A 22,720-nucleotide genomic window follows, 5' to 3' on the forward strand; every position below is an offset into this window, starting at 1 on the left:
CAGCTCGTGCCCCCACCACCCCGGCCGGCCACCCAGGAGAACCAGGGGGACGGGGATGGAGACCTACGAGGACCTGATCGCCGCCGAGGACGTGCTCCTCTTCGTCAACGCCGCGATCACCGCCACCGGGCAGCGCGAGTTCCGCGCGTCGGCAGCCGAGCAGAGCCTCTCGCTCGACTTCCTGCACGCCTACCTGCTCGGCAACTACCGCGACCTGTACACGGCCACGCTGGCGCTGGACATCAACGACCACAACGCGGCGCGGATCGTGTTGAACCTGCTCACCACGGCCGACGCGGCGAGCGCGGAACAGCGGCGCCTGGAGGGCCGGCTGATCGCCCGTCGGCTTGCGCAGCTGCCGCCGCAGCGGGTGTACCGGCTCTTCGGCGAACTGCGCCGGGCCCGGGTCAACAACCGCCGCACCCGCGCGATCATGCGCGACTGGCTGGCCGCGCGCCCCGATCCGGCGCTGGACGCGGTGAAGTACCGGGCCGGCCTGAAGGGCGCCCTACGGCACTCCCACCTGACGCCGCCGCACCCGGAGTTGGGGTCCTTCCTGTTCCACTCGAAGCATCCGGCCGCGTACCGCGAGCCGCTGCTGGACGCCTGGCGCCGCGCCCACTACGAGCAGTCGGCCCTCTACCAGCTGCCGTTCACCGTGGCCGAGGGCTTCGCGGCCAAGCACGGGCTGCCGCGCGGCGACTTCCTCGCGAAGATCGATCCGCGCCTCACCACGCTGGAGCGGCTGCGGCTGCAGGAGTCGGCCCGCGGCGCGGGAGCGGCACCGGCGGCGGACCTGGGGCGGATGCCGCTGACCCGCCTCGCCTCCTACGTGCTGGGCCGGCCGGTGCCCGACCGGGCGGCCCGGCGGGTCGAGCTGGACGCCGCCCTGCGCTCCGCCGCGCGGCGCACCGCCGGTCGGCAGCAAGGGACGTGGGGACGGGTGGCGGCGGTGCTGGACGACAGCTTCTCCAGCTACGGCTCCGGCCAGAAGCGCCGCCGCCCGCTGGCCGCAGCGCTGGCGAGCCACTACCTGCTCGGCGCGCTGGGCGAGCAGTACCGCGGCTTCTGGACCTCCGGTCGCACCGACGCACTGCTCGCCCACCCGAGCGGACCGACCCCGCTGGGCCTGCGCATCCTGGACGCGCTGGACTGGGCACCGGACCGGCTGGTGATCGTCTCCGACGGCTGGGACAACGCACCGCCCGGGCTGGCCGCCGAGGTGCTGCGGGTCTGGCGCACCCGGCTGGATCCGCAGGGCGCCACGCCGGTGGTGCACCTCAACCCGGTGTACGACGCGGCCGACTTCGACGTCCGACGGCTCGCGCCCGGGGTGCCCACGGCCGGGCTGCGCAACGCCGAGGACCTGCCGGCCCTGGTGGAGCTGGCGGCGTTCGCCGAGGGCCGCACCGGACTGGCGGAGCTGCGGGAGCACCTGGCGGCCCGCACGGCGGCGTTCCTGGAGGAGGGGGCATGACCCGGATCGACCTGGCCGGCCTGACCACCGGTCCCGCGCAGGTGTGGGGCGCGGTGCGGCTGGTGCCGCTGCTGCGCGCCGAGCCGATCACCGACCTGCGGCTGCACCGGCGGCTCTTCCCCGGCGAGGAGTTCGGCGCGGTCTCGCTCACCGACGGCACCACGTACACCGCCTACGTGCCGCACGGGTTCGTGGCGGACTGGACGGGTGACGGCTCGCCGGCCGCCGCCTACGGCACCCAGCTGACCCCGCCGAAGCCCGACCTGCCGGCCGCGGTCTCGGTGCGGCTGCCGATCCGCGGCCACCGGCGGCTGGCCCGCCGGGAGGGGCCCGGACGGCTCCGGTTCCTGCCGCAGCACCTGGCCCTGGAGGGCTACTTGGCGCTGCACTTCGGCGGGCCCACGACGGCCTGGTCCGAATGGTCGCAGCGGGCGCTGCGCCAGGGGCTGTCGCCGCGCGCGGAGTCCGCCTACCGGGGCGAGGAGGTCGCCGGACTGGCCGACGCGCTGCGGGTGTTCGAGATCCACCCGGACCAGTGCGGGGTGCTGCTCTACCTGGCGGACGCGCTGGCGGGCGCCTTCGTGGTGCCGCACCCGGCGGACTACCGGGCGCTGCACCCGAGCCTGGTGCAGGACCTGTACGGGGACGTCGTCTACCACTACGGGGTGCTGATGCCGCCGGTGGCGGACTTCGGCGCGCGGATCCCCGGTCCCGGCATCGGCTCGCTGGCCGACCTGCGCACGGCCGCGGAGAGTGAGGCCCGCCGGTGGCGCGCGGACCACGACACGCTCCTCGCCGGCGGCCTGCTGACGGCCGAGTACACCGCGCAACGGATCTACCGGATGGGGCCGTTCACCCTCTCCCGGCTGCTGCCCCCGCTGCTCCCCAAGCACGAGAGCCACATCGGGGAGACCATCACCACGGCGGACGGCCGACTGGCCTACCTCAAGACCTTCCGACTCTCCGAGAAGCAGATCCGCCGGGCCCACCTGCTCGACCGACTCGCCGCCCACGACTGGCACCTGGGCCGGACGGCCCAGGCGCTCGGCGTGACGACCGCTCAGCTGGGCCTGCGCCTGGAGTCGGCCGGCTTCGGGCTGCTGCTGCGCCAGGACGTGCTGGACGGCTACCGGAAGGCGGCCCGGGAAGGCCGGTAGGCCGTTTTCCGAGGTGCGCGGGCGGGCCGTCCAGGGGGCGGCGGGCTTCCAGGACGCGGCGGCGGCCCTCCAGGGTCCCGACACCGTTGCCCATCCGCCTGCCGCCCGGCCCCGGTCATCGGCGTGGCAGGGGTATGCCGGCGGAGCGGAGCCTGGCCTCGGTGAGCGCGGTCAGGCGGGCCGAGACCGGTGCCTGGTCCCCGCGGTGGTCGTTGATCAGCCGGTACTGGATGGGGGCCTTGGTCCAGGCCCGCCGGCTGGTGGGGTCCCCCAGCAGTTCGGGGTTGGCGAGGAAGTGATCGGCCATGGCGGTCGCGAGTTCTTCGATCCTCGGGTCGTCCGGGTCCCAGGTCTCCGCCTCCTGCCCGCGTTTGGCCAGATCGACGGCCTCGGGGTCGTCCATCCGGTGTTCGAGCTGGGTCAGGAAGCCGTCGAAGCCGTCCGGCACCAGCACCCGCGCCAGCACCAGGGCTTCGCGCTGCGCGGCCACGTAGTCGGGGCCGAAGCCGAGGCCGGCCATCCGGTCCAGGATCGTGCAGGCGCGCTCGGGCAACAGGGCCCGGTCGCCTTCGGCGAGCCGGTGCAGGGTGGCGAGGCGCGCGGTCAGGTCCGCGATCCGTTCGGTGAGCTGCCGGGCAACGACGGTGAGGGAGTCGGCGAACCGGTCGGCGTCCGCGTCGAGCAGCGGCCCGATCCCGGCCAGCGGCACCCCGGCGGCGGCAAGGGTTCGGACCTGCACCAGCCGAAGCAACTCCGTTGACCCGTAACGCCGGTAGCCGGAGGAATCGCGCTGCGGCTCGTCGACCAGCCCCTGCTGGTGGTAGTGCCGCACCGTCTTCACCGTGACGCCGACGAACGCTGCCGCCTGTCCGATCGTGACCCCGCTCGTCATCCGCTCAGCCTGCCTCGTGCTCGGGCTCGGCCACGTCGCACAGCGTGGCCGAGCAGGGGAAGGGGCCGCACCGGGCCCGTCCGGCCCGGCTCTGCCCCGGTTCGCGTGCCGTCTGCCGCACGACCCGAAGGTCCGCCCCTCGAAGCCTACGGGCCCGGGCACTCAGCGCGTCGGCCGCGTCGGCCGCGTCGGACCGGCCTGCCCGCCGCCGAACACCTCGCTGACGAGCCGCTGTTGGGCGGTCCGGAAGGCCGGCGCCACGGACATGTCGGCGTCGTCCACGTAGGTCAGTCCGGCGGTCATGGTCGTGCTGCCGTCGGACGTGCCGTACATCAGCGCGGCCGAGCCGATGGTGGCCCCGTTGTGGTGGAAGACGGTGCCGGCCCCCGGGCCGAGGTCCTGGGCGAACACCCCCAGCCCGTAGCCGATCGTGGCCTCCGGGGTGCGCATCTCGGCGAGCAGTCCGGCCGGCAGGAGCCGGCCGCCCATCAGGGCGGAGAAGTAGGTGTGCAGGTCCTCGGTGGTCGAGATCATGTCGCCGCCGGCCGCGACCCAGGAGGGGTTGTGGCGGGTGACGTCGACCGTCCTCTCCTGCCCCGTCTCCCGGTAGCGGTAGTAGCCGTGGTTGTGGGGCTCGGGGATCTCCGGCGAGGCGCCCGGGGCCACCGTGCCGGTCATCCCCAGCGGCCGCAGGACCAGCCGCTGGAGCTCCTCGGCGAACGACCGGCCGGTGACGCTCTCAATCACCATCCGGGCCAGGACGTAGTTGGTGTTGGAGTAGCTCCAGCCCGACCCCGGCGCGAACCGCGCCGGCCTGGACAGCGACAGCCGCACCAGGTCCTCGGGCAGGTAGGTGTGGAACCGCTTGTCCACCCACTCCTTGCCCCGCCACGGGACCCCCGGCGCGATCGTCCCGTCCTCGTTGAGCTCGCCGGTGTGGCTGAAGATCCCGCTGGTGTGCTGCAGCAGCATCCGCACGGTGATCCGCCGGTCCAGCCCGAACCCGGACAGGTGGTCGGCGACCGGGGCGTCCAGGCCGAGCCTGCCCTCGGCCACCAGCAGGAGCACCGCGGTCGCGATGAAGCTCTTGGTACTGCTGCCGATGCGGAAGTGCCCGTCGGTCAGCGGCCTTGCGCTCCGGCCGAGCTCGCGGGCCCCGGCGCTGCCGACCCACTCGCCCTGCTCGTCGTTCACCCGCAGCTGCACCCCGAGGAGGCCGGACTCGACGATCTCCTCGATCGCCTTCTGCAGCTCCGGGCGGTCCTGCTGCCGGCCGGGAAGGGAGGGGGACATGGTGCTCCTTCAGGTCTGCCGGGCCCGCGTCGGTGTCGGGCCGTTGCAGCGAGCCTCCAGCCTGACCCGAGGTCAACCTCAACTGTGTTCCGACTCACAGTGCGACGGCGGTCGCGAGGGCACGGCCGCCGAGCAGGCGAACGCGAACTGCCGACCGGCCGCGAAACGTCCTCAGGACACGGTCCGCAGCGCAGCAGCCGCAGCGTCCCGGACGCAGCGCACCGGGTCTCCCTCGGCCACCCGCGCCAACGGTTCCGCGGACGAGCGGTCGGCGCCGATCCGCGCGATCGCACCGGCTGCCCGGGCCCGGACCCGGTGTGACGGATCGTCGAGGACGGCCAGGAGGCCGTGCAGCGCCCGCGGATCCCCGATCAGCCCGAGCGACGTGGCCGCCTGGGCCCGGACCGAGGCGTCCTGGTCACCGAGGAGCGCCTCGGGGTAGCGGGTCGCGCCCGAGGTGTACGCCTTGCCTGCCTGGCCCAGCACCCAGGCGAACGCGCGCCGGCACCTGGCCCCGTTCCCCTCGGTCCGCCACCGGCTGGGACCCAGGTCCCAGTAGACGTCGCTACCGAGCGAGGCCAGCGCCCGCGTGGCGCTGCGGTGCTGCCGCCGGTCGGTGTCCGGGGAGCGGTAGACGCACAGCAGGGCGGCGAGGGCGCGTTTGGTGGCGACCCGCTCCAGCCCGGCCAGGCCGACCGAGCGCTGCGGTCCGGCGCACAGCTCCAGGAAGAACGGCACGAAGCGCCGGTCCGCCACCGGGACCAGTGCGCGGAGGGTGGGCTCGTTCCACAGGGCGCGCATGGTCCCGGTCAGGGCGAGTGCCGCGTCGACGCACTCGGGGGTCCCGAGGCGGCACAGCGCCCATGCCACCCGCTCGACGTAGAACTCGGAGCGCCGGGGGTGGTCGGCGTGGCGCACCAGCCAGTCGGCCACCGGCAGGAGCCCCTCGGCAGCGGCCGGACCGCCGATCCGGCCCAGTGCGACCACCACGTCGGGATGCCCCGCGAGGTCGTTCCTCCCCGGTCCGGGCAGCGTCGTCACCAGGGCGGGCACCACCTCCGGGCCGCCGAGCGCGGCCAGGACCGCTACCGCGCAGTAGCGCCACGGAGAATGGGGCGGTGTCAGAGCCGCGAGGGCCAGGTCGACGGCCCGAGGTTCGCGCAGCTCGATCAGACGCCTGCTCAGAGCATTGGCCATCCGCGAATTCCGGCCGCGCAGCGCGCGCGGGTACAGCGCGAGCAGGTCGGCCACCGGGAGCGTCGCGACGGCCCTGTGCGCCTCCCACTGGTTCAGGTCGTCGTACGCGTACTCCACCGGTCTCCCCCCGTAAGCCACCGGCGTGCAAGCTTACGACTTCCGGGGCGCGCACGAGGCCGAGCCGGTGGCGGACGGGGCGTTCGTGCTGCAGACCGTCGCCGTGCGGTGACCCGACACTGCTCGCAGGACGGGCGCGTCCTGATCCACTGCCCGTGCCTCCCGCCGTTAGCCTGGTCAGCGGCCCTGAGCGGTCTGCCGCCCGCCGTCGTGTCCGAGGAGGTGCCCCGTGGAGTTGGGGCTGCACTACTGGAACTACTCCAGGCCCGTCGAGCCGGCGCGGATCGCGGCCACCCTGGGCGGGACGGCGCGCGTCGCGGAGCAGGCGGGCTTCGCCTCGTTCACGGTCATGGACCACTACTTCCAGATGGAGACGCCGAACTCCGCGGCCGACGAGCCGATGCTGGAGGGCTACACCTCGCTCGGGTACGTGGCGGCGCTGACCGGGCGCATGACGCTCGGCCTGCTCGTCACGGGCGTGATGTACCGGCACCCCGGGCTGCTGGCGAAGATCGTCACCACCCTCGACGTGCTCTCCGGCGGTCGCGCCCGGCTCGGGATCGGTGCGTCGTGGTACGAGCGGGAGCAGCGCGGGCTCGGTGTGCCCGTGGTGCCGGTGGCCGAGCGCTTCGAGCGGCTCGAGGAGACGCTGCAGATCTGCCGGCAGATGTGGAGCGAGGACAACGGGCCGTACGAGGGACGGCACTACCGGTTGGCGGAGACCCTCTGCGTACCGGCACCGCTGACCCGCCCGCACCCGCCCGTCATGATCGGCGGCGGCGGCGAGAAGAAGACCCTGCTGCTCGTGGCGCGTTACGCGGACGCGTGCAACCTCTTCGGCTCCGGCCCCGAGGACGTCGCGCGCAAGCTCGACGTCCTGCGCGCGCACTGCGACGACGTGGGCCGCGACTACGACGCGATCACGAAGACGGTCCTGGCGCTGCTGCCACCGCTGGACGCCCCGGAGGCGTTCCTCGCCCAGGCGGAGCAGTACGCGCGCCTCGGCGTCACGGAACTGCAGGTGATGCCGGACCGGGACCCGGTCGAGTTCGCGCAGCGGGTGGGACAGGACGTGCTGCCGCAGCTCACGTCGATCGGCTGAGCGCTTCGGCGAGCCGGGAGCAGCAGCCACCGCTGTTGCCTCCCCATGACGCAGGACGCCCGGGCCCGGCCGGACGGGGAACTGGTCGCACGGGCAGGACTGGGGCTGGAGCGCCTCAACGCCGTCGCTCTCCGGTCGCGCGTGCCGCGCTGATCCTCGCGGGCCGGACGCGGGACTGCTCTGCCGGGGGTGGCCCGCTGTGCGTCAGCAACGTCCGTGCGTACGCCACGTGAGCACGGATCAGGCGAACAGCCCGGTCGGTGCCACCCGGTAGGAACGGCAGCACCACCAGCGCCGGCACCGTGGCCACGGTCACCGCTGCCAGGGCCGGGACCGTCAGGGCGACCAGCAGAACCCGCTGCAGCGGCCCCAGCGACCGGCTGCCCAGGGTGAAGGGGAAGGTGGACATGTGCCTCTCCGGGACGAGTGAAGTCGGCCTGCGACACATCGCCCACGGGCAATGCCGCCGAACCGGTGACGCCATCACGATCCCTCTGATGGGATGACAACGGCCAGGCGTCGGGATTGTCCACCGGACCGGCGCCGGACAAACGGGCCGACCACCGGCCCGTGGGAGCTGAGACGAGAGCAGGGAGGGGCCCTGAACAGTCACCGGAGCGGATCGGTGGGCGGGCGGCCCTGGGGGCCGTTGAAGGGCACCAGCGCCGAGGCGAACGCCATCGCCGAACTCCTGCGGGCGTGGCTGCGGAGCGCCGGCCTCACCCTCGACGGGCTCCTCGCGGCGCTCACGCCGGATCACTTCACCGACCACAAGGTGCCGTCCCGGTCCACCGTCTCCGACTGGCTGGCCGGCAGGACCCCGAGGTGGGACTTCGTCGAGGCCGTCGCTGACATCTGCTCCCCCGACTCCGAGACCGCTGCCCACCGCTCGGAGCAGGCCAGGCCGTTGTGGGACAGGTTGCGCAGCGCGCCCACCCCGGTCCCGGGCACTGCGGCGGTCGCGGCCGGAACCGACGCGCTGGTCCTGGCCCAGCAGCAGACCATCGACGTGCAGGACCGGCTCATCCACGCCCAGCAGGCCCTCGCCGCCAGCCGGCAGGCCGAGGCCAACGCCGGTCAGCTGGTCATCCTGCTCCTGCAGATGATCGGACGGCTCAACCTGCGCATCGGCGAACTCTCCCGCCGGGTGGAGCAGCTGCGCGACCATCCGGCGCCGCTGGGCGACGAGGAGCAGGAAGTGCGCCGCCGCCTCGGACAGGCCGAGGCGCACAGGCAGCGAGCCGTCCGGGAGAAGGAGCGGGCCGAGGCCAAGCAGCGCGAGATGCTCCACACCATCGACCGGGCCCATCGCGAGATCGGCCGGCTGAGAGCCGAGGCCCACGGGCTCGCGTCGGACGGCGGCCCGGCCGACGCCGAAGCGGACGTGCTCGCCCTGCAGGCCTCCGACGAGAGCGACACCGCCTTCCTCGACGACATCGCGGTGGCACTCGACAAGGCCGCCCGGGTGAACGAGGCCGTCGACCAACTCGCCCAGGACGCCCGCAGCGCCCTCGTTCACCTCGATGGCGCTCCGGCCACGGACCTCGCCCGCACACGGCCGGACCCCACGCCGGACAACCCGGACAAGCCCACCATCGGCGCACTCCTGACGGACAACCACGTCATCGGTTCGCTGCTCGCCCTCTACCGGGTGTTCCCCGAGTGGCGCGCCACTCGCCGCGCGCTCAGAGCCTCCCGGGAGATCCCGAGCTCGGCAGCGGAGTGCAGACAGATCGCCCAGGTCCTGGAGGCAGCCCACCGGCACGCAGAACTCGGCGCGTTCCTGCACCGAGCGGGCCAGGAGCTCACCGTCGCCGAACTGTGCGGCCTCGCTTCCTCCGTCGCGTGGGACTGGTCGGGCCTCAGCTACAAGCTCCTGCTGCAGGGGTCGACGACCCGACCGGCCCACGAACTGGTGGAGCTGGTCAGCCATCTGAGCGACCACGACCTTCCGGTGTCGTTCCTCACCGAAGACAGCGCATTCAGGAAGCGGCCGAGGGAGGACGTGGTCGAGATCTCCGCACAGCTGAGGGCCTCCGGACACGACCAGCCGTCCCTGGGAATCCTGAGCTACATGGTCCGCTCCTGGCCCGCTCCGGAAGGGCTTGCCGTGGCGGACCAGCTGACCGCCGAAGGGTACGAGGGGCAGGCGCGGGTCGTGCTGGAGGTGATCGGCACCAGGAGGCCGATCCCCGAAGCGGCCGAACTGGTCACCACGCTGGTCGCGCGGCACCGCCCGGCGCAGGCATCCGCCGTCCTGAGTGGCGCCGGCACGCGGAAGGACTCGGAGATCCTCGAACTGCTCTCCCGCCTGCTGGCGGCCGACCACGACGGCCAGGCCCAGGAGGTGCTGGCCTCCGCCCTCACCGACCGATCCGTCAAACACGCCGCCGAGCTCCTCAGGAACCTGGCAAGCGTCGACCCCCAGGGCCGCACCAGGCCCGCCCTGCTCGCGCTGCCCGAGGCCCGGGCGCGCTTGATCCGCACCAGGTTCCTCCGTGCGCCGGACGGAGCGGACCCGACCGGCACCACCCGGTCGTAGGCCGGCGAGACGCTCGTGGCGACGAGGACGGTCCCGCCCGGTTCGCATGCGTGGCCGTGCTCGCCGAGGGCGGCGACGGGACGGACCGCGAGGAAGAGGCCGGTGAGGGGGCGCAGGCCGTCGGGACGGCCGCGCCCCCGCCACCGAGGGCCGGGCTATCCGGGGGTGACCGAGGACCGGGCCAGCAGCAGGGTCCACTCGGCGAGGAGCGCGGCGGCCTCCTCGCGGCCGGTCCGCCCCGGCGCGGCGACGGCCAACCGGGGGCCCGGCCGGACCGTGAACTGCACCGGGCCGAGTGCGGGGTTGTCCCAGGACCGGAGCAGCCACCCGTCGGGGAGGACCGGTTCCGCGTGCAGGGCGAAGCCGTAGCGGCTGCGTTCCTGCGCGGGGCGGCGCAGCAGCAGTTCCTGCCAGGCGGCGAGGGCGAGCCCGGCCGCGGCCTCGAACGGGAGCCCCGCCGCTGCCGGGAACGGCCCGCTCGCCGCTCCGCCCTCTCCCGCCGTCGGCACCGCACCGAAGCCTGCCGCCACCGCCCCGGCCGGGCCGCCGGCTGGCCCCCGCAGCGCCCGCTCGACCTCCCCCGCCGCTCCCGGGTCGGCCGGGCAGCCGACCCACGCCTGCGGCCCGTCCCACCCGTCCCGCACGGCGACCGTGAACCGCGGGTCGCCGGCCACCGGGGCCAGCCGCTCCCGCAACTGCTGCAGCGTCAGCAGCGGGGCCACCACGTGCAGCACCGCCGTCTCAGCCATCGCCCGCACTCCCCTCCGGCGGCCAGCGCCGCAGCCAGATCCGCCCCAGCTGACCCCGCGTCACGAACGAGGCCATCAGGCGGGCGTCGGTCGTCGCCGGCGCCTCCAGCAGCGCCGTGCTCGCCGCCCACGGTTCGCACCCGGTCCGGGCGATCCCCAGCAGCGCGGCGCCCCCGCGGGCGGGGAAGGAGAGCGTCACGTCCCCCACCCCCTCGGCCAGCCCCCGTCCGGTGGCCTTCACGGCGGCCTCCAGCAGGGTCCAGGCGGAGAAGAAGAACTCCGGGCCCGCCCGCTCGGCCTGCGGGGGCAGCGCCGGGTAGAGCGAGGCCAGCACCTGGGTGGCGGACGGGATGAGCCGGATCCGCTCCAGGTCCACCCCCAGCGCGCCCTGGTCCGAGATGCCGAGCAGCAGCAGGTCCTCGGACCGCGACCAGCTCACCTTCAGCTCCGGGTGGTCCGGCAGGTACGGCTTGCCGCCCCTGGTCCGCCCCAGCCGCACCGCGCCCGGGGCCTCGCCCAGGTGCGAGGCGAGCAGCCGCCTGACGGCCAGTCGGGAGCGCAGGAAGAGCCGGGCGTCCTCGCCGTTCAGGTAGCCGGCCGCCCGGCTTCGCTCCTCCTCGGTCAGGTCCGCGGCGTAGTGCGCCGGTGACAGGGGTTCGGCGTCGGCCGCCAGGTCGGCCAGCCAGGCCTCCACCCCGGCGCCCCGGGCCGTCACGTCGGACGCAGGCCGAAGACCTGCGTGGCCGATCGGGACGGGTCGCCGGGCCGCAGGTGCAGTTCGCCGCGCGCCGGCAGCAGCACCACGGCGGCCACGGTGCGCTCGCGCCGGATGTCGCCCTCGTCGGGCACGCAGATCGGCGGCCGGGCGAGCAGGGCGAAGTGCTCCTCCGGTCCCGCCGCCGGGTCGAGCTCGGCGAGCCCGGCCTGCGCCTCCTTGAGGCGGCGCACCGAGGAGTTGCGGGCGAAGACGTTCAGCTCGTCGCCGCGCGCCAGCTCCGGGTCCAGGAAGTGGTTGGTGTGCGCGGTCTCGTACCCCTCCCGCACCCGCAGCTCGTCGCCCAGGACCTCGACGCAGACGGCCCGTTCCCGGTCGCACAGGGTCAGCGAGCGGGAGCTGGCCAGCCGCATCCCGCGCAGCAGCTCCAGCGCCTGGGTCACGCTGCCCGCCGTGTCCAGCAGGTGGCGGATCGCCAGGTAGGGCGGCAGTCCGGGCCGCCAGTCCCCGCCGAGCACCAGGTTGAGCCCGATCGCCAGCCCGTCGCTGTTCAGCCCGAGGTACCCGAGCAGTCCGGCGAAGGAGAGCACCAGCGAGCGCCGGGCGGAGCCGGCCGGCGACACGTCCAGCACGCTGATCGCGTCGTCCAGGTTCCCGTTCAGGTCCACGGTCTGGGCCAGCACCGGGTGCCCGGCGTACGGGCCGCCGGCCCGCGCGTAGGTGGTGCAGTCGCCGGCCGTCGGCACCTTCTGGTAGCCCATGATCTCCCGGCGCAGCTGGAGCAGCCAGGCCTCGGCCGGGCGGATCCCGGCCCCGGCGGCCAGGCCCTCGACCTCGGCCGCCAGGGCCGGGGCGGCGGCCGCGACCGCCGCCCGGTAGGCGTCGATCCGCGGCCGCAGCCCGTCCAGGGTCAGCGGGGTGGCCGTCAGGTGGTTGAGCCGGGCCAGCCCGTCGTCCAGGAAGGCGCGCAACTCACCCGCCAGCGCCCGCCCGTGCTGCTCCCCGCGGTCGAACGCGGTGCCCGCCAGCAGCAGTCGCGCGGTCATGCCCCCTCCTGTCGGACCACGCGCGGGCCGCTGGCCAGCTGCTCGCGCACCTCGGGCCACTCGTCGCGCAGCACGCTGTAGAAGACGGCGTTGCGCCGCCGGCCGTCCGGCATCGGGTTGAAGCTGCGCAGCGTGCCCTCCTCGCGGGCGCCGATGTTCAGCAGCCCGCGCCGGGCCTGCTTGTTCAGCTCGTCGGTCTTGAACTCGACGCGCAGGGCGCCGATCCCCTCGAAGGCGTGCTGCAGCAGCAGGTACTTGGCCCAGCGGTTGACCCCCTTGCCCTGGAAGTCCAGGCCCAGCCAGGACCAGCCGATCTCCAGCCGCCCGTCCGCCTCGGCCATGTTGCCGAAGCTCATCGACCCGGCCACCCGGCCGGTCCGCTTGTCGGTGATCACGAACACCGCCCGCCGGCAGGCCTGGTGGTCGGCCAGGGTGGCGTCGAAGAAGGCCTCGTAGTCCTCCGGGGTGTCGATCCGGGTCACGAAGTACCGCCAGATGTCCGGTGCCAGCGCGATCGCGCGCAGCCCGTCCCGGTCGGCGGCGGTCAGCGGGCTCAGCCGCACGAACTCGTTCTCCAGCACCACCGGTGCGTCAACGGCCCAGGTTCCCATGGTCACACCGCCTCGACGGTCGACGGGGCGACGGCGTCGACGACCTCGCGCAGCGTGGTCATCCGGGCCAGGTCGTGCTCGGTGAAGCGGGACAGCTCGGTGCCGGTCTCGTCGCACAGCGAGGTGAGGAAGAGCACCTTGTTGAGGGAGGTCAGGCCGTAGCGGCCGGCCAGGTCGGCGTCGGGGTCGATCTCCTCCGGCTCGACCGGACTGGTCAGGACCAGTACCAGGTTCTCCCGGGCGGCGGTCTCGGTCTCAGCGTGCATGGATACCCTCCTGCGGGTTGGCGAGGTCAGCTGCGTAGGCGGCCCGGATCTGCGGGCGCCGGGGTTTGAACTGCGAGGTGAGCAGGCCGTTCTCGACGGTGAACGGCTCGGTGGCGACGATCGCGCGGGCGATCCGCTCGTCCTTGCCGAGCGCCGCGTTGGCGTCGGCGAGCGCGTCCGCGATCGCGGCCTCGTCGGGCGGGTAGTGCGCGGGGCGGACCACGGCGACCAGTTCGGTCTGCCGCGGGCAGAAGAGCACCGCCTCGGTGATGGCGGGTCCGGCGGTCAGTCGCTCCTCGATCGGCCGGACCACGATCTTCTTGCCGTTCTCCAGCACGATCACGTCGTCCGCGCGGCCGAGGATGTAGAGGTAGCCGTCCTTGTCGATCAGGCCCAGGTCGCCGGTGCGCACGATGCCGCCGGGCCGGAACACCTTCTCGCTGTCGCCCGGGGCGGCGTAGGCGTAGTGGTCGTTGACGGGGTGGTCGCTGCGCACGCTGATCACGCCGTCGGCGTCCAGCAGCACCTCCTTGCCGGGCACCACCCGGCCCACGCTGCCCTCGCGGGAGGCGCCGGGGTGGTTCTTGGCCACGATGCAGGTCTCGTTCAGGCCGTAGCCCTCGAAGATCGGCAGCCCGGCCTCGTTGAAGAAGCGCAGCGTCGCGGGGGCCGCCGGCGCGGAGCCGGTCCACAGGTAGCGGACCCGGTCGCCGAAGAGCTGGGCGGCCTGCTCGCCGACCGGCTTGCCGGACCGGGCCGCCCGGGCCTCGATGTGCCGCCGGGCGGTCTCGAAGAAGGCCGGCACGCCCATCACCACCGTCGGCCGGGCCCGGCGCATGGTGGCGAAGGCCGCCTCGTAGGTGGAGACGGTCACGTCGTGGCCGTGCCGCAGCGCGGAGTAGATCCAGTACCGCTGTTGCAGCAGCGACAGCGGGAGGAAGACGAACAGGTCGTCGCCCGCCCGGTGGTGGAACATGTCCTGGACGGCGCGCAGCGAGCTGTCGATCGAACCGGCCGTGGCGCCCAGGCCCTTGGGCTCGCCGGTGCTGCCGGAGGTGAACTTGACCGTGGTCACCCGGCCGGGCTCCCAGTGCCACGGTTCGGGTGCCGAGTCGGCCTTCTCCACCAGCCGGTCCACCTCGGCCAGCGGCAGCGCGGCGGCCGCCTCGGCGGGGCGGTCGGTGAACAGCAGCCGCAGGCCGTACCGGGTGATCAGCCGCTGGTCGGGCTCGAACTTGCCGGGCTCGAAGCCGGCCGTCTCGGCGCCCAGCCAGAGCGCCGCCAGGTCCAGCAGCACCCACTGCGGGCTGTTGGCCGCCAGGATTCCGATCCGGTCGCCCGGGCCGATCCCCAGCTCGGCCAGCGAGCTCGCCAACCGCCCGGCCCGGTGGTGCAGTTCGGCCAGCTCCAGGGTCTCGGTGCCGTCCAGCCGGGCGAACGAGATCCGCCCGCCGGTCGGCGCGTTCGCCGTGATCCGGTTGACGATCACCGCCCCGCCTCCTTCGCCGCCACGGCCGCGTCCACGTGCGCGGCCATCAGTCGCACCGTCTCCAGCGCGGCCAGCTGGCCGAGTTGGATGCCCACCCCGAACCGCTTGCGGACCGCGGTGAGGATCCGCGCGGCGCTGATCGAGTCGCCTCCCAGCGCGTACAGGTTGTCGTGCGGGCCGACCGCCGGGCGGTGCAGGATCTGCGCCCAGATGCCGGTGAGCTCGGTCTCGGTGGGGCCGGCCTCGCCGTCGTCGACCACCGGTGCGGCCGGCTGCCCGGTCGGCTCCGCGGCGGGTGCCCGGCGGATCAGCTCGCCCCGGTCCACCTTGCCGTTGCGGGTGAGCGGCAGCTCCTCGTGCCACACCACGGCGGCCGGCACCATGTACTCGGGCAGGGCCTCCCGCAGCTCCTGACGGATCGTCAGCACGTCGGGCCGGTCCGTGCCGGCGGGCACCAGGTGGGCCACCAGCCGGTCGCCGCGGCTGCCCTCCTGGCGGACCACCACGGCCTGCCGGACCGCTGGCAGTGCGGCCAGCCGGGTCTCCACCTCGCCGGCCTCGATCCGGTAGCCGTTGACCTTGATCTGGAAGTCGCTGCGGCCCAGGATCTGGATCTCGCCGCTGGGCAGGTAGCGGCCCAGGTCGCCGGTGCGGTAGAGCCGTTCGCCCAGCCGCTCGTCGTGGGCGAACTTCTCCGCGGTGCGCTCCTCGTTGCGCCAGTAGCCCTTGGCCACCCCGGTGCCGGCGCCGCAGATCTCGCCGGTCACCCAGTCCGGCGCGTCCTGGCCGTCCGCGTCCAGCACGTAGGCGCGGTTGTTGGCGTTCGGGCGGCCGTAGGGGATGGACTCGGAGCCGTCCTCCCACTCCTCGACCGGGTGCAGGATGTTCCACACCGTGGTCTCGGTCGGTCCGCCGAGCGAGACCACCTCCAGGCCCGGGACCAGGCGGCGCAGTGCGGCCGGCAGCGCCGGGGGCAGCCGGTCCCCGCTCATCATCACCAGCCGCAGGGCCGGCGGCGCCGTCCCCTCGGCCAGCGCCTGGTCGTGCATCAGGCCGACGATGGCGGGCACCGAGTTCCACACCGTCACCCCGCCCAGCTCGCACATCCGCAGCCAGTGCGCGGGGTCGACCGCCCGGTCGGCGTCGGGCATCACCAGCGCGGCGCCGGCGGTCAGCGCGCCGAACACGTCCCAGACCGAGAGGTCGAAGTTGAAGGCGCTGATCGCGAAGAACCGGTCGTCCTGGTGGATGCCGAACCGGGTGTAGCAGTCGGCCACCACGTTGGCCACGTTGCGGTGGGTGACCATCACGCCCTTGGGCGCGCCGGTGGTGCCGGAGGTGTAGAGCACGTAGGCCAGGTCGTCCGGGTCGGCGCCGGGCAGCGGTTCCAGCAGCGCGGGCGGGCCGGCCGGCGCGGGGGCGGCGGCGTCCAGCCGCAGGACGGCGCGGCCGTCCTGGTCGGCGTCCGCCACGTTGGTCAGCACGCAGCGGACCTCGCCGTCCGCCAGCATGTACCGGCGGCGCTCCTCGGGCAGCGCGGCGTCCACCGGCAGGTAGGCGGCGCCGGCCAGCACGGTCGCCAGGATGCCGATGATCTGCTCCGGCCCGCGCCGCATCACCAGGCCGACCAGCTCGTTGCGCCCGACCCCGTGCGAGCGCAGCCAGGCGGCGGTCAGCGCCGCCCGGCGGTGCAGCTCGCCGTAGCTCATCCGGAGGCCGGAGGTGATCAGGGCCGGGTTGTCCGGGCAGCTGATCGCCCGCTCGGCGAAGGCGTCCTGGAGCAGCACCTCGGGCAGCTCCACCGCGGTGTCGTTGGCCGCGCGGCGGCGCCGCAGCTGGTCGCCGGGGAGCAGGTCGAAGCCGGTGCGGGCCCAGCTCCGCTCCTCCAGCAGCTGCTCCAGCAGGCTCTGGTAGCCCTGGGTCAGGGCCTCCAGCAGACCGGCCGGGAAGAGCTCGTCCAGGCCGTCGAGCTGGATCACCAGGCCCTGGTGCTGCTCCATCGCGAAGGCGTTCAGCCAGATCTGCGGGGTCTGGCTGACGCTGAACACCTCGGGGCCGAACAGCTCGAAGGCCGACCCGTCCACCTCCTCGGTGTAGCCGATCGCACTGTTGAAGGTGAACGGCATCCGCGCCTCGGCGCTGCCGCGCCGCCGGCCGAGCTCGCGCAGCACCTCGATGCCGGACTGGTGCCGGTGGTCCAGGTCGGTGCGCAGCCGCCGCTGCAGCGCCTGGGCCCGGGCCACGAAGGGCCTGCTGCGGTCGACCTCGATCTCCACCAGCAGGGTGTCGGAGAACTGGCCGACGGCCTCGGCGATCCGGTGGTGCACCGGCGGGCGGTTGGCCACCGTGGTGGTCATGGTGAACCGCTCGCCGGCGCCCCAGCGGGAGAGCACCTCGCCGTAGGCGGCCAGCAGCGCACCGGACGGGGTCAGGCCCACCGCGGCGGCCCGGCGCTTGAACGCGGCCCACTGCGCGGCGTCCAACCGCACCTGGCGCTGGACGAACCGCGGCCGGGTGATCGCGGCCGGGCTCACCGCCACCGGCAGGTCGGGGTGGGCCGCCAACTCGTCCAGCCGGCCGGACCAGTAGGCCCGGGAGCGGGCGGCGGGCGCCTTGACCGCCGCCACCGCCAGCGCCGAGACGTAGTCCTCCAGCGGCAGTTCGGTGCCGGCGGCGGCCAACTCGCCCTGGTAGGCGCGCCACCACTCGCGGAAGAAGAGGAAGGAGCTGATCCCGTCCATCACCAGGCCGTCGTGGCTGACGTGCAGCACCATCGCCCGGTCGGACAGCTCGGTCACCTCCACCGCCAGCAGCGGTGCCCGGTCGGCGGGCAGCACCCGGTGCGAGCGCTCCTCGCGCAGCACCGCCCGAGTGCGCAGTTGCTGCTCGGGGCTCTGCCCGCGCAGGTCGAGCCGCTCGATCAGCACCGGGGCGACCGAGGGCTCGACCACCTGGCGGCCGTCCTCGGTGAACCGGGCCCGCAGCGCGTCGTGCCGGCGGATCACCGCGTTCAGCGCCGCCTCCAGCCGGCCGACGTCCCAGTGCCCCTCGATCTCGTGGTAGACGTGACTGGCGGTGGAGATCTCGAACACGCCGCCGCGGCCCAGCAGGTAGGCGTGCTGCAGCGGGGTGAGCGGGAAGCTGCCGCTCTCGTGCGGGGTGGCCGCGCTCAGGTGCTGGATCAGCTCGGCCTTCAACCGCTTGATGCGGCCGACCAGTTCGGGGTCCATCCGGTCGCGCATGCCCTGCAGTCGCAGGTCGCCGCCGGTCACCGAGACGGACAGGCCCCGCTCCTCGATGTCCTGGACCAGTTCGACGAGTTCGGCGTTCATGCCGCGGCCTCCGCAACCGCCGCGCCGGCCCGCTCGCCGATCAGCCCGGCCAGCGCGGTCAGGTCGTGCTCGCCGAGCAGCTCGTCCACCAGCACGTCCACGTCCAGCGCGGTGAGCAGCTGGTACTGCAGCTGGACCGCCTGCAGCGAGCTGATGCCGAGGTCGATCAGGGTGGCGTCGGCGGCCGGCCGCTCGGCCAGCTGCAGCGCCTCGGTGACCAGGTCGGTGAGCAGCTCCAGGTGCGCGGGGGCGGCCGCGACGGCCGGGGCGCTCGGGGCCGCCGCGACGGCCGCGGGGCGGAAGAACACCGCGTCCGCCAGGGAGACCTCGGTGCCCGGTGCCAGCAGCTCGACCGCGGTCGGCCACTGCGCCGGCTCCCCCAGCCCGAGCGCGGCCGACAGCCGGGCGGCGAAGCGCGGCATCACCGGCGCCGCCACCCGGGCCAGCAGCTTGGCGGCCGCCAGCTCCAGCGCCACCGCGGTCCGGGCCTCGGCCCGCCAGCGGGCGTCGTCCGCGGTCAGGCTCTCCAGCTCGGCGAACCGCACCGTGTCGCGCACGATGCCGTCCAGCTCGGCGGCGGCCTGGTTGAGCGAGAACCCGGCCTGGCCGAGCGCCCCGGTCACCGCGGTCAGCCGGGCACCGAGCCGGGCCAGGAACGCGGTCTGCTCCGGGGTCCAGTTGCCGGCGTCCGGCGCCGCTCCGTCGTAGCCCTTGCGGACCCGGCTGCCCAGGTCGGTCAGCCACTGCTCCCAGGTGCCGACCAGGGTCTCGGTCAGCACCCGCTGGTACTCCTCGCGGCGGAAGTTGGTGCGCCGGCCCTCGGGGCGGGTCAGGCTGAGGAAGAAGCGCACCGCGTCCACCGTGTCGGCGGTGAGGATCTCCTTGCCCCAGATCGCGTGCCGCCGGCTGGTGGAGAACTTGGCGCCCTCCAGCAGGTAGAACTCGTTGACGTGGTAGTCGATGTCGGGGGTCCAGTCGGGGAACGCGACCCGGTACAGCGCCGGGTAGAGCACGCCGTGGTAGAAGCTGTTGTCGTAGCCGAAGAAGTGGACGATCTTCCAGTCCGCGCCGGGCTCGGCGGCCCGCCAGTCCTGGTCCAGCCGGCGTCCGAGCGCCTGGATGCCGTGCAGGAAGCCGTAGGACATCTCCGGCCAGACCCAGATCACCTGGTCGGCGCCGGCCTCCTCGGCCGGGCGCACGCCCCAGTCGGCCGGGTGGCTGACCGGGATGTCCAGCTCCGGGCGGGCGAACAGCCGCCGCGCCAGGTCGCGCAGCCGCACCGGGACCCGGCCCAGCCGGTGGTGGGCGGCGATCTCGGCCTCGAACTCGTGCAGCGGCAGCGAGAAGCGGGTCGCGGTGCCGGTCCGCGGCTCGGCCTGCGAGCGGGCCGAGCGCGGCGCGCCCAGGTCGACCACCAGGTTGGGCTCGCCGCACTCCTCGCAGATGTTGCCGCTGGTGCCGCCGCCGCAGGTCGGGCAGCTGCCCTTGACGTCCACCTCGTACAGGTAGCCGCCGGTCTCGCCGTCGAACAGGGCGGGCGCGGCCTTGGGGGCGACCTTGCCGGAGTCGACCATCCGGGTGAAGAACTCCCGCAGCCCGTCCGGGTACTCGGCGTCCGCGTTGGTCACCGTGTACTGGTCCAGCGGGATGTCCATCAGCTCCAGGGTGGCCGCGATCTCCGCGCTGAAGTGCGCGGCGGTCTCGGCCGGGGTGCTCCCGTCGCGCTCGGCGGCGCCGACCACGTAGCTCTGGAAGTCGTCGCTGCCGGTCAGGTGCCAGGCCCGGGCGCCGTTCATCCGCTGGAACCGGACGAAGGCGTCGGCCCCCAGGTACGGGCCGGACAGGTGGCCCAGGTGCAGGTCCCCGTTCGGGGTGGGCGGGGTGGAGAAGACGAAGACCGGGCGGTCCCCGAAGCCGGTGCCGGCCGGGGCCGCGGCCGCCCGCGCCGCGCGCTCGGCGTCGCGCCAGTACTGGGTGACGAACACCAGGTCCTCGGCGCCGGTGTTGTGCAGCACGTGGGTCTCGAAGGGCTCGAACAGGGCCACCGTGCCCGGCACCGCCGGGTGGCGCTCCCCGCCGACCTCGAACTCGCCGCGGCCGGCGACGATCACGAAGAACTCGGTCTCGTCGTGCCGGTGCAGCTCGGAGCTGACGCCCGGGGCCACCCGGCCCCAGCCGGCGCCCGCACCCTGGCTGCCCGCGATGCCCTCGATGCTGCTCATGTCGATACCGAAGGCCTCGTGCAGCACGCCTTCGTCGTAGCTGCTGAGTATCATGCGTGACTCCTGGTCATACTGGTGAGAAACGGAAGGTCGATCAGGTCGGCGGCCTGCGCGGCGATCGCGGGGGCCAGCCGGTAGCCGGAGCCGTTGGCCGCGCCGGCGAAGACCACGCGCGGGTCGGCGGGCAGCGGGCGGACGATCGGCTCGCCGGTGCCGCTGTAGGCGTCGCAGAAGACCCGCCCGGAGGCGCAGTGCGCCGCGTACTCGGGGGCCACCGCGCGCAGCACCGCCAGCGCGTCGCCGAGGTCCTGGTCGGAGAGCCCCTCGCCCAGGCCGTCCGGGTCCACGCCCCACTCCTGGCAGGTGTAGCTGAACAGCCAGTGCCCGCGGTCGTGCAGCGGGAGCAGGAAGGCGTCCTCCGCCTGGAAGACCACCACCCGGTCGGTCGGCGCGGGCACCAGGTCGATGTGCAGCGCGACGACCTTCTTCACCCGCACCCCCAGTGGGGCGACCAGCTCGCGCCAGGCCGGGGCCGCGATCCACGGACCGGGCGCCAGCACCACCTGACGGGCCGTCAGTTCGCCGCCGCTGCTGAGCGCGAGGCCGATCCGCTCGGGGCCGAGCTCGATCGCGGCGACCCCGGTGCCCTCGTGCACCGCCGCGCCGGCGCGCAGCTCGGTGAAGAGCCGGCCGGTCAGGCCCGCCACGTCCGCGTACTGGCCGCCCTCGACCTGCCAGACGCCCGCGGTGGCCCGGGTCGGCCGGGCGCTGGCCAGGTAGCTCTGGCGCACCGCCTGCTCCGCACCGACCACGTCCATGCCGACCTGGTGGATCGGCAGTTCCGGTCGGTGCGAGGTCAGTTCGGCGTAGTACTGCTGACTGTAGGCGGCCATGCCGCGCACCCGGCCGGTGGCGCCGCGCGGGAAGTGCAGGCCGGCCGAGCGGCGGCTGGCGCCGGAGCCGACCGAGTCCCGGTCCAGCACCGCCACCGTGCGCTCCGAGCGCCGGGCGAGCAGCTCGCGCGCGGTCAGGCAGCCGATGATGCCGCCGCCCACGACCGCGATGTCCACCTCGCTCATCGCCGCTACACCCCCCAGCCGGAGTCGGCCCCGACCTTGGCCGACCAGTCGATGAAGGACTCCAGCGGCTCGTTGCTGCGCAGCCCGCGGATCCGGTCGACGATCCGGCGGCTGCGCCAGGCGTTCAGGCTGAGGTTGGGGTCGGCGAGGCCGCGCTGCTGCTTGGCCGCGTTCTGCACGAAGATGTTCCGGTCGGCCGGACCGTCCCAGCGGACCGCGTAGTCCTGGTCGATCCGCAGCTCCTCGCCCTCGCGCTCCAGGCGGCCCGCGATCGGGGCGAGGAAGTCGGTGGCGGCCGGGCGGAAGCCGGTGGCCCAGACGATCACGTCGGCGTCGAACCGCTCGGTGCCCTGGCGCTGGTCGTTGTGGCGCACCTCGACGGTCCAGCCGCCGCCCTCGGCCGCCCGGACCGACTCCATGGTCCGGTTGGGGGCCAGCGCCACCAGGTCCTCGGCGCCCTCGATGAACCGGTGGACGTAGATCCGCTGGTAGATCTCGCGCAGGGTGGCCTCGGAGACCCCGTCGCTGGTCAGGATGTGCTCGGCGTTGAACCGCTCCCGGGCCGCCGGCGCCAGCCGGTAGAAGTACTCGGCGTGGCCCGGCATGTAGAAGTCGTTGGTGAAGGGCGAGTCGTCGATCGGGAAGTAGTTGCGCCGGCGGGAGATCCAGGAGACCCGGCGCGGCAGCTCGCTGCCCGAGCGGGAGATGAGCTCCAGGAAGGCCTCGGCGCCGGACTGGCCGCCGCCGATCACCGCGACCCGCTTGCCGCCCAGGTGCTGGGCCCGGTCCAGGAACTCGCTGACGTGGAACTGGGTCGGTCCGATCAGTCCGGCGGCCTGCGGCGGCACCCAGGGCCGGTTGCCCACCCCGAGCACCAGGTTGTCCGCCGTCAGCCGGCGCCGGTCGGTGTCCACCACGAACCGCGCGCCGTCGAAGTCGACCGCCCGGACCTCCTCGCCGAACCGCACGTTCGGGTTGCGCCGGCTCGCCCAGTCCAGGTAGTTGCGGAACTCCTGCCGGGGCACGTCGGTGAACTGGGCGTTGAGGAAGTGGTAGATCCGGCCGTGCTCGTGCAGGTAGGCGAGGAAGGAGAACGGGTTGGTCGGGTCGGTCAGGCTGACCAGGTCCTTGTAGAGCGAGACCTGCAGGGTGGAGCCGGGCATCTGCTGCCCGTCGTGCCAGCCGAACTTCTCCTTGCGGTCGAGGAAGAGGTTGCTGACCTCGGGCTCGCTGTGCAGCAGCGACGCCAGGCTCAGGTTGGCGGGACCGGCGCCGACACCCAGGCAGGTGTAGTGGGCCTCGGCGGGGTGGGTGTGGGACATGTTGCGGGCCTCTCTTTGGTCTCGGACGGCGGAGGTGGAGAAGCGGGCACAGCGCACTGCCCGCCCAACGGGGCGTCAGGGAAGTCGGGGTGGGGGAAAGGGTCGGCTCGTG

General features: G+C 73.9%; 18 protein-coding genes. 4 read left to right on the forward strand and 14 right to left on the reverse strand.

Going from position 1 to position 22,720, the window contains the following annotated elements; all coding sequences use genetic code 11:
* The first annotated feature begins 55 nt into the window (after positions 1–55).
* Positions 56–1,477, forward strand: coding sequence for a hypothetical protein (locus ACFW1A_RS08495; protein ID WP_380406342.1), 1,422 nt, complete (start codon positions 56–58; stop codon positions 1,475–1,477).
* Positions 1,474–2,634, forward strand: a complete 1,161-nt coding sequence (locus ACFW1A_RS08500; RefSeq protein WP_380406345.1) for a hypothetical protein — start codon at positions 1,474–1,476, stop codon at positions 2,632–2,634. Before ACFW1A_RS08495 ends, ACFW1A_RS08500 begins: the two co-directional genes overlap by 4 nt.
* Before the next feature lie 115 nt (positions 2,635–2,749).
* Here ACFW1A_RS08500 and ACFW1A_RS08505 read toward each other — a convergent pair whose 3' ends face one another.
* From ACFW1A_RS08505 to ACFW1A_RS08515, 3 genes are all read right to left on the reverse strand, one after another.
* On the reverse strand, positions 2,750–3,526 hold the full coding sequence (locus ACFW1A_RS08505) for a MerR family transcriptional regulator (RefSeq protein WP_380406348.1): 777 nt from the start codon (positions 3,524–3,526) through the stop codon (positions 2,750–2,752).
* Positions 3,527–3,688: 162 nt separating this feature from the next.
* Complete coding sequence (locus ACFW1A_RS08510) at positions 3,689–4,819, reverse strand: serine hydrolase domain-containing protein (protein ID WP_380406351.1); 1,131 nt, start codon at positions 4,817–4,819, stop codon at positions 3,689–3,691.
* 171 nt (positions 4,820–4,990) lie between these two features.
* Positions 4,991–6,133, reverse strand: a complete 1,143-nt coding sequence (locus ACFW1A_RS08515) for a HEAT repeat domain-containing protein (RefSeq protein WP_380406353.1) — start codon at positions 6,131–6,133, stop codon at positions 4,991–4,993.
* A gap of 229 nt (positions 6,134–6,362) precedes the next feature.
* Here ACFW1A_RS08515 and ACFW1A_RS08520 point away from each other — a divergent pair, with 229 nt between their 5' ends.
* Positions 6,363–7,235: an LLM class F420-dependent oxidoreductase gene (locus ACFW1A_RS08520; protein ID WP_380406356.1), complete on the forward strand. Its 873-nt coding sequence runs from the start codon at positions 6,363–6,365 to the stop codon at positions 7,233–7,235.
* Between the two features lie 115 nt (positions 7,236–7,350).
* Here the strand turns inward: ACFW1A_RS08520 and ACFW1A_RS08525 are convergent, their stop codons facing one another.
* Positions 7,351–7,644: a dTMP kinase gene (locus ACFW1A_RS08525; RefSeq protein ID WP_380406359.1), complete on the reverse strand. Its 294-nt coding sequence runs from the start codon at positions 7,642–7,644 to the stop codon at positions 7,351–7,353.
* 93 nt (positions 7,645–7,737) lie between these two features.
* Between ACFW1A_RS08525 and ACFW1A_RS08530 the strand changes: the two genes are divergently transcribed.
* Entirely contained in the window at positions 7,738–9,777 is a 2,040-nt protein-coding gene (locus tag ACFW1A_RS08530; RefSeq protein WP_380406362.1) for a hypothetical protein, read from the forward strand.
* Positions 9,778–9,932: 155 nt separating this feature from the next.
* On the opposite strand, the gene ACFW1A_RS08535 is transcribed toward ACFW1A_RS08530, so the two are convergent.
* Genes ACFW1A_RS08535 through ACFW1A_RS08580 form a run of 10 tightly spaced genes read right to left on the reverse strand, consistent with a single transcriptional unit; the run spans position 9,933 to position 22,608 of the window.
* Positions 9,933–10,526, reverse strand: coding sequence for a hypothetical protein (locus ACFW1A_RS08535; RefSeq protein ID WP_380406365.1), 594 nt, complete (start codon positions 10,524–10,526; stop codon positions 9,933–9,935).
* Positions 10,519–11,241, reverse strand: a complete 723-nt coding sequence (locus ACFW1A_RS08540; RefSeq protein ID WP_380406368.1) for a 4'-phosphopantetheinyl transferase family protein — start codon at positions 11,239–11,241, stop codon at positions 10,519–10,521. Before ACFW1A_RS08540 ends, ACFW1A_RS08535 begins: the two co-directional genes overlap by 8 nt.
* Complete coding sequence (locus tag ACFW1A_RS08545) at positions 11,238–12,287, reverse strand: C45 family autoproteolytic acyltransferase/hydolase (protein ID WP_380406371.1); 1,050 nt, start codon at positions 12,285–12,287, stop codon at positions 11,238–11,240. The genes ACFW1A_RS08540 and ACFW1A_RS08545 overlap by 4 nt, the downstream gene beginning before the upstream one ends.
* A complete protein-coding gene (locus ACFW1A_RS08550) occupies positions 12,284–12,898 on the reverse strand; it encodes a GNAT family N-acetyltransferase (RefSeq protein ID WP_380406374.1) in 615 nt (204 codons plus the stop codon). The genes ACFW1A_RS08545 and ACFW1A_RS08550 overlap by 4 nt, the downstream gene beginning before the upstream one ends.
* Before the next feature lie 2 nt (positions 12,899–12,900).
* Positions 12,901–13,164: an acyl carrier protein gene (locus ACFW1A_RS08555; protein ID WP_380406377.1), complete on the reverse strand. Its 264-nt coding sequence runs from the start codon at positions 13,162–13,164 to the stop codon at positions 12,901–12,903.
* The gene (locus ACFW1A_RS08560; RefSeq protein WP_380406380.1) at positions 13,154–14,653 is read right to left on the reverse strand and encodes an AMP-binding protein; all 1,500 of its coding nucleotides are present in this window, start codon (positions 14,651–14,653) and stop codon (positions 13,154–13,156) included. The genes ACFW1A_RS08555 and ACFW1A_RS08560 overlap by 11 nt, the downstream gene beginning before the upstream one ends.
* Positions 14,650–17,985, reverse strand: coding sequence for an amino acid adenylation domain-containing protein (locus ACFW1A_RS08565; RefSeq protein ID WP_380406383.1), 3,336 nt, complete (start codon positions 17,983–17,985; stop codon positions 14,650–14,652). The genes ACFW1A_RS08560 and ACFW1A_RS08565 overlap by 4 nt, the downstream gene beginning before the upstream one ends.
* Positions 17,982–20,261: a class I tRNA ligase family protein gene (locus ACFW1A_RS08570; RefSeq protein ID WP_380406386.1), complete on the reverse strand. Its 2,280-nt coding sequence runs from the start codon at positions 20,259–20,261 to the stop codon at positions 17,982–17,984. The genes ACFW1A_RS08565 and ACFW1A_RS08570 overlap by 4 nt, the downstream gene beginning before the upstream one ends.
* Complete coding sequence (locus ACFW1A_RS08575; protein ID WP_380406389.1) at positions 20,258–21,286, reverse strand: NAD(P)/FAD-dependent oxidoreductase; 1,029 nt, start codon at positions 21,284–21,286, stop codon at positions 20,258–20,260. Before ACFW1A_RS08575 ends, ACFW1A_RS08570 begins: the two co-directional genes overlap by 4 nt.
* Before the next feature lie 5 nt (positions 21,287–21,291).
* Positions 21,292–22,608 carry a lysine N(6)-hydroxylase/L-ornithine N(5)-oxygenase family protein gene (locus ACFW1A_RS08580; RefSeq protein ID WP_380406392.1) on the reverse strand — a complete coding sequence of 439 codons (1,317 nt, stop codon included), beginning with the start codon at positions 22,606–22,608 and terminating at the stop codon, positions 21,292–21,294.
* Positions 22,609–22,720: the final 112 nt, after the last annotated feature.

It is taken from the genome of Kitasatospora sp. NPDC058965, assembly GCF_042741245.1.
GTDB lineage: Bacteria > Actinomycetota > Actinomycetes > Streptomycetales > Streptomycetaceae > Kitasatospora.

Excerpts from the sequence above, each read along its gene's own strand:
- ACFW1A_RS08495 (WP_380406342.1), top strand. The coding sequence starts at position 56 with ATGGAGACCTACGAGGACCTGATCGCCGCCGAGGACGTGCTCCTCTTC.
- ACFW1A_RS08500 (WP_380406345.1), top strand. The coding sequence starts at position 1,474 with ATGACCCGGATCGACCTGGCCGGCCTGACCACCGGTCCCGCGCAGGTG.
- ACFW1A_RS08505 (WP_380406348.1), bottom strand. The coding sequence starts at position 3,526 with ATGACGAGCGGGGTCACGATCGGACAGGCGGCAGCGTTCGTCGGCGTC.
- ACFW1A_RS08510 (WP_380406351.1), bottom strand. The coding sequence starts at position 4,819 with ATGTCCCCCTCCCTTCCCGGCCGGCAGCAGGACCGCCCGGAGCTGCAG.
- ACFW1A_RS08525 (WP_380406359.1), bottom strand. The coding sequence starts at position 7,644 with ATGTCCACCTTCCCCTTCACCCTGGGCAGCCGGTCGCTGGGGCCGCTG.
- ACFW1A_RS08530 (WP_380406362.1), top strand. The coding sequence starts at position 7,738 with ATGACAACGGCCAGGCGTCGGGATTGTCCACCGGACCGGCGCCGGACA.
- ACFW1A_RS08535 (WP_380406365.1), bottom strand. The coding sequence starts at position 10,526 with ATGGCTGAGACGGCGGTGCTGCACGTGGTGGCCCCGCTGCTGACGCTG.
- ACFW1A_RS08545 (WP_380406371.1), bottom strand. The coding sequence starts at position 12,287 with ATGACCGCGCGACTGCTGCTGGCGGGCACCGCGTTCGACCGCGGGGAG.
- ACFW1A_RS08550 (WP_380406374.1), bottom strand. The coding sequence starts at position 12,898 with ATGGGAACCTGGGCCGTTGACGCACCGGTGGTGCTGGAGAACGAGTTC.
- ACFW1A_RS08555 (WP_380406377.1), bottom strand. The coding sequence starts at position 13,164 with ATGCACGCTGAGACCGAGACCGCCGCCCGGGAGAACCTGGTACTGGTC.
- ACFW1A_RS08565 (WP_380406383.1), bottom strand. The coding sequence starts at position 17,985 with ATGAACGCCGAACTCGTCGAACTGGTCCAGGACATCGAGGAGCGGGGC.
- ACFW1A_RS08570 (WP_380406386.1), bottom strand. The coding sequence starts at position 20,261 with ATGATACTCAGCAGCTACGACGAAGGCGTGCTGCACGAGGCCTTCGGT.
- ACFW1A_RS08575 (WP_380406389.1), bottom strand. The coding sequence starts at position 21,286 with ATGAGCGAGGTGGACATCGCGGTCGTGGGCGGCGGCATCATCGGCTGC.
- ACFW1A_RS08580 (WP_380406392.1), bottom strand. The coding sequence starts at position 22,608 with ATGTCCCACACCCACCCCGCCGAGGCCCACTACACCTGCCTGGGTGTC.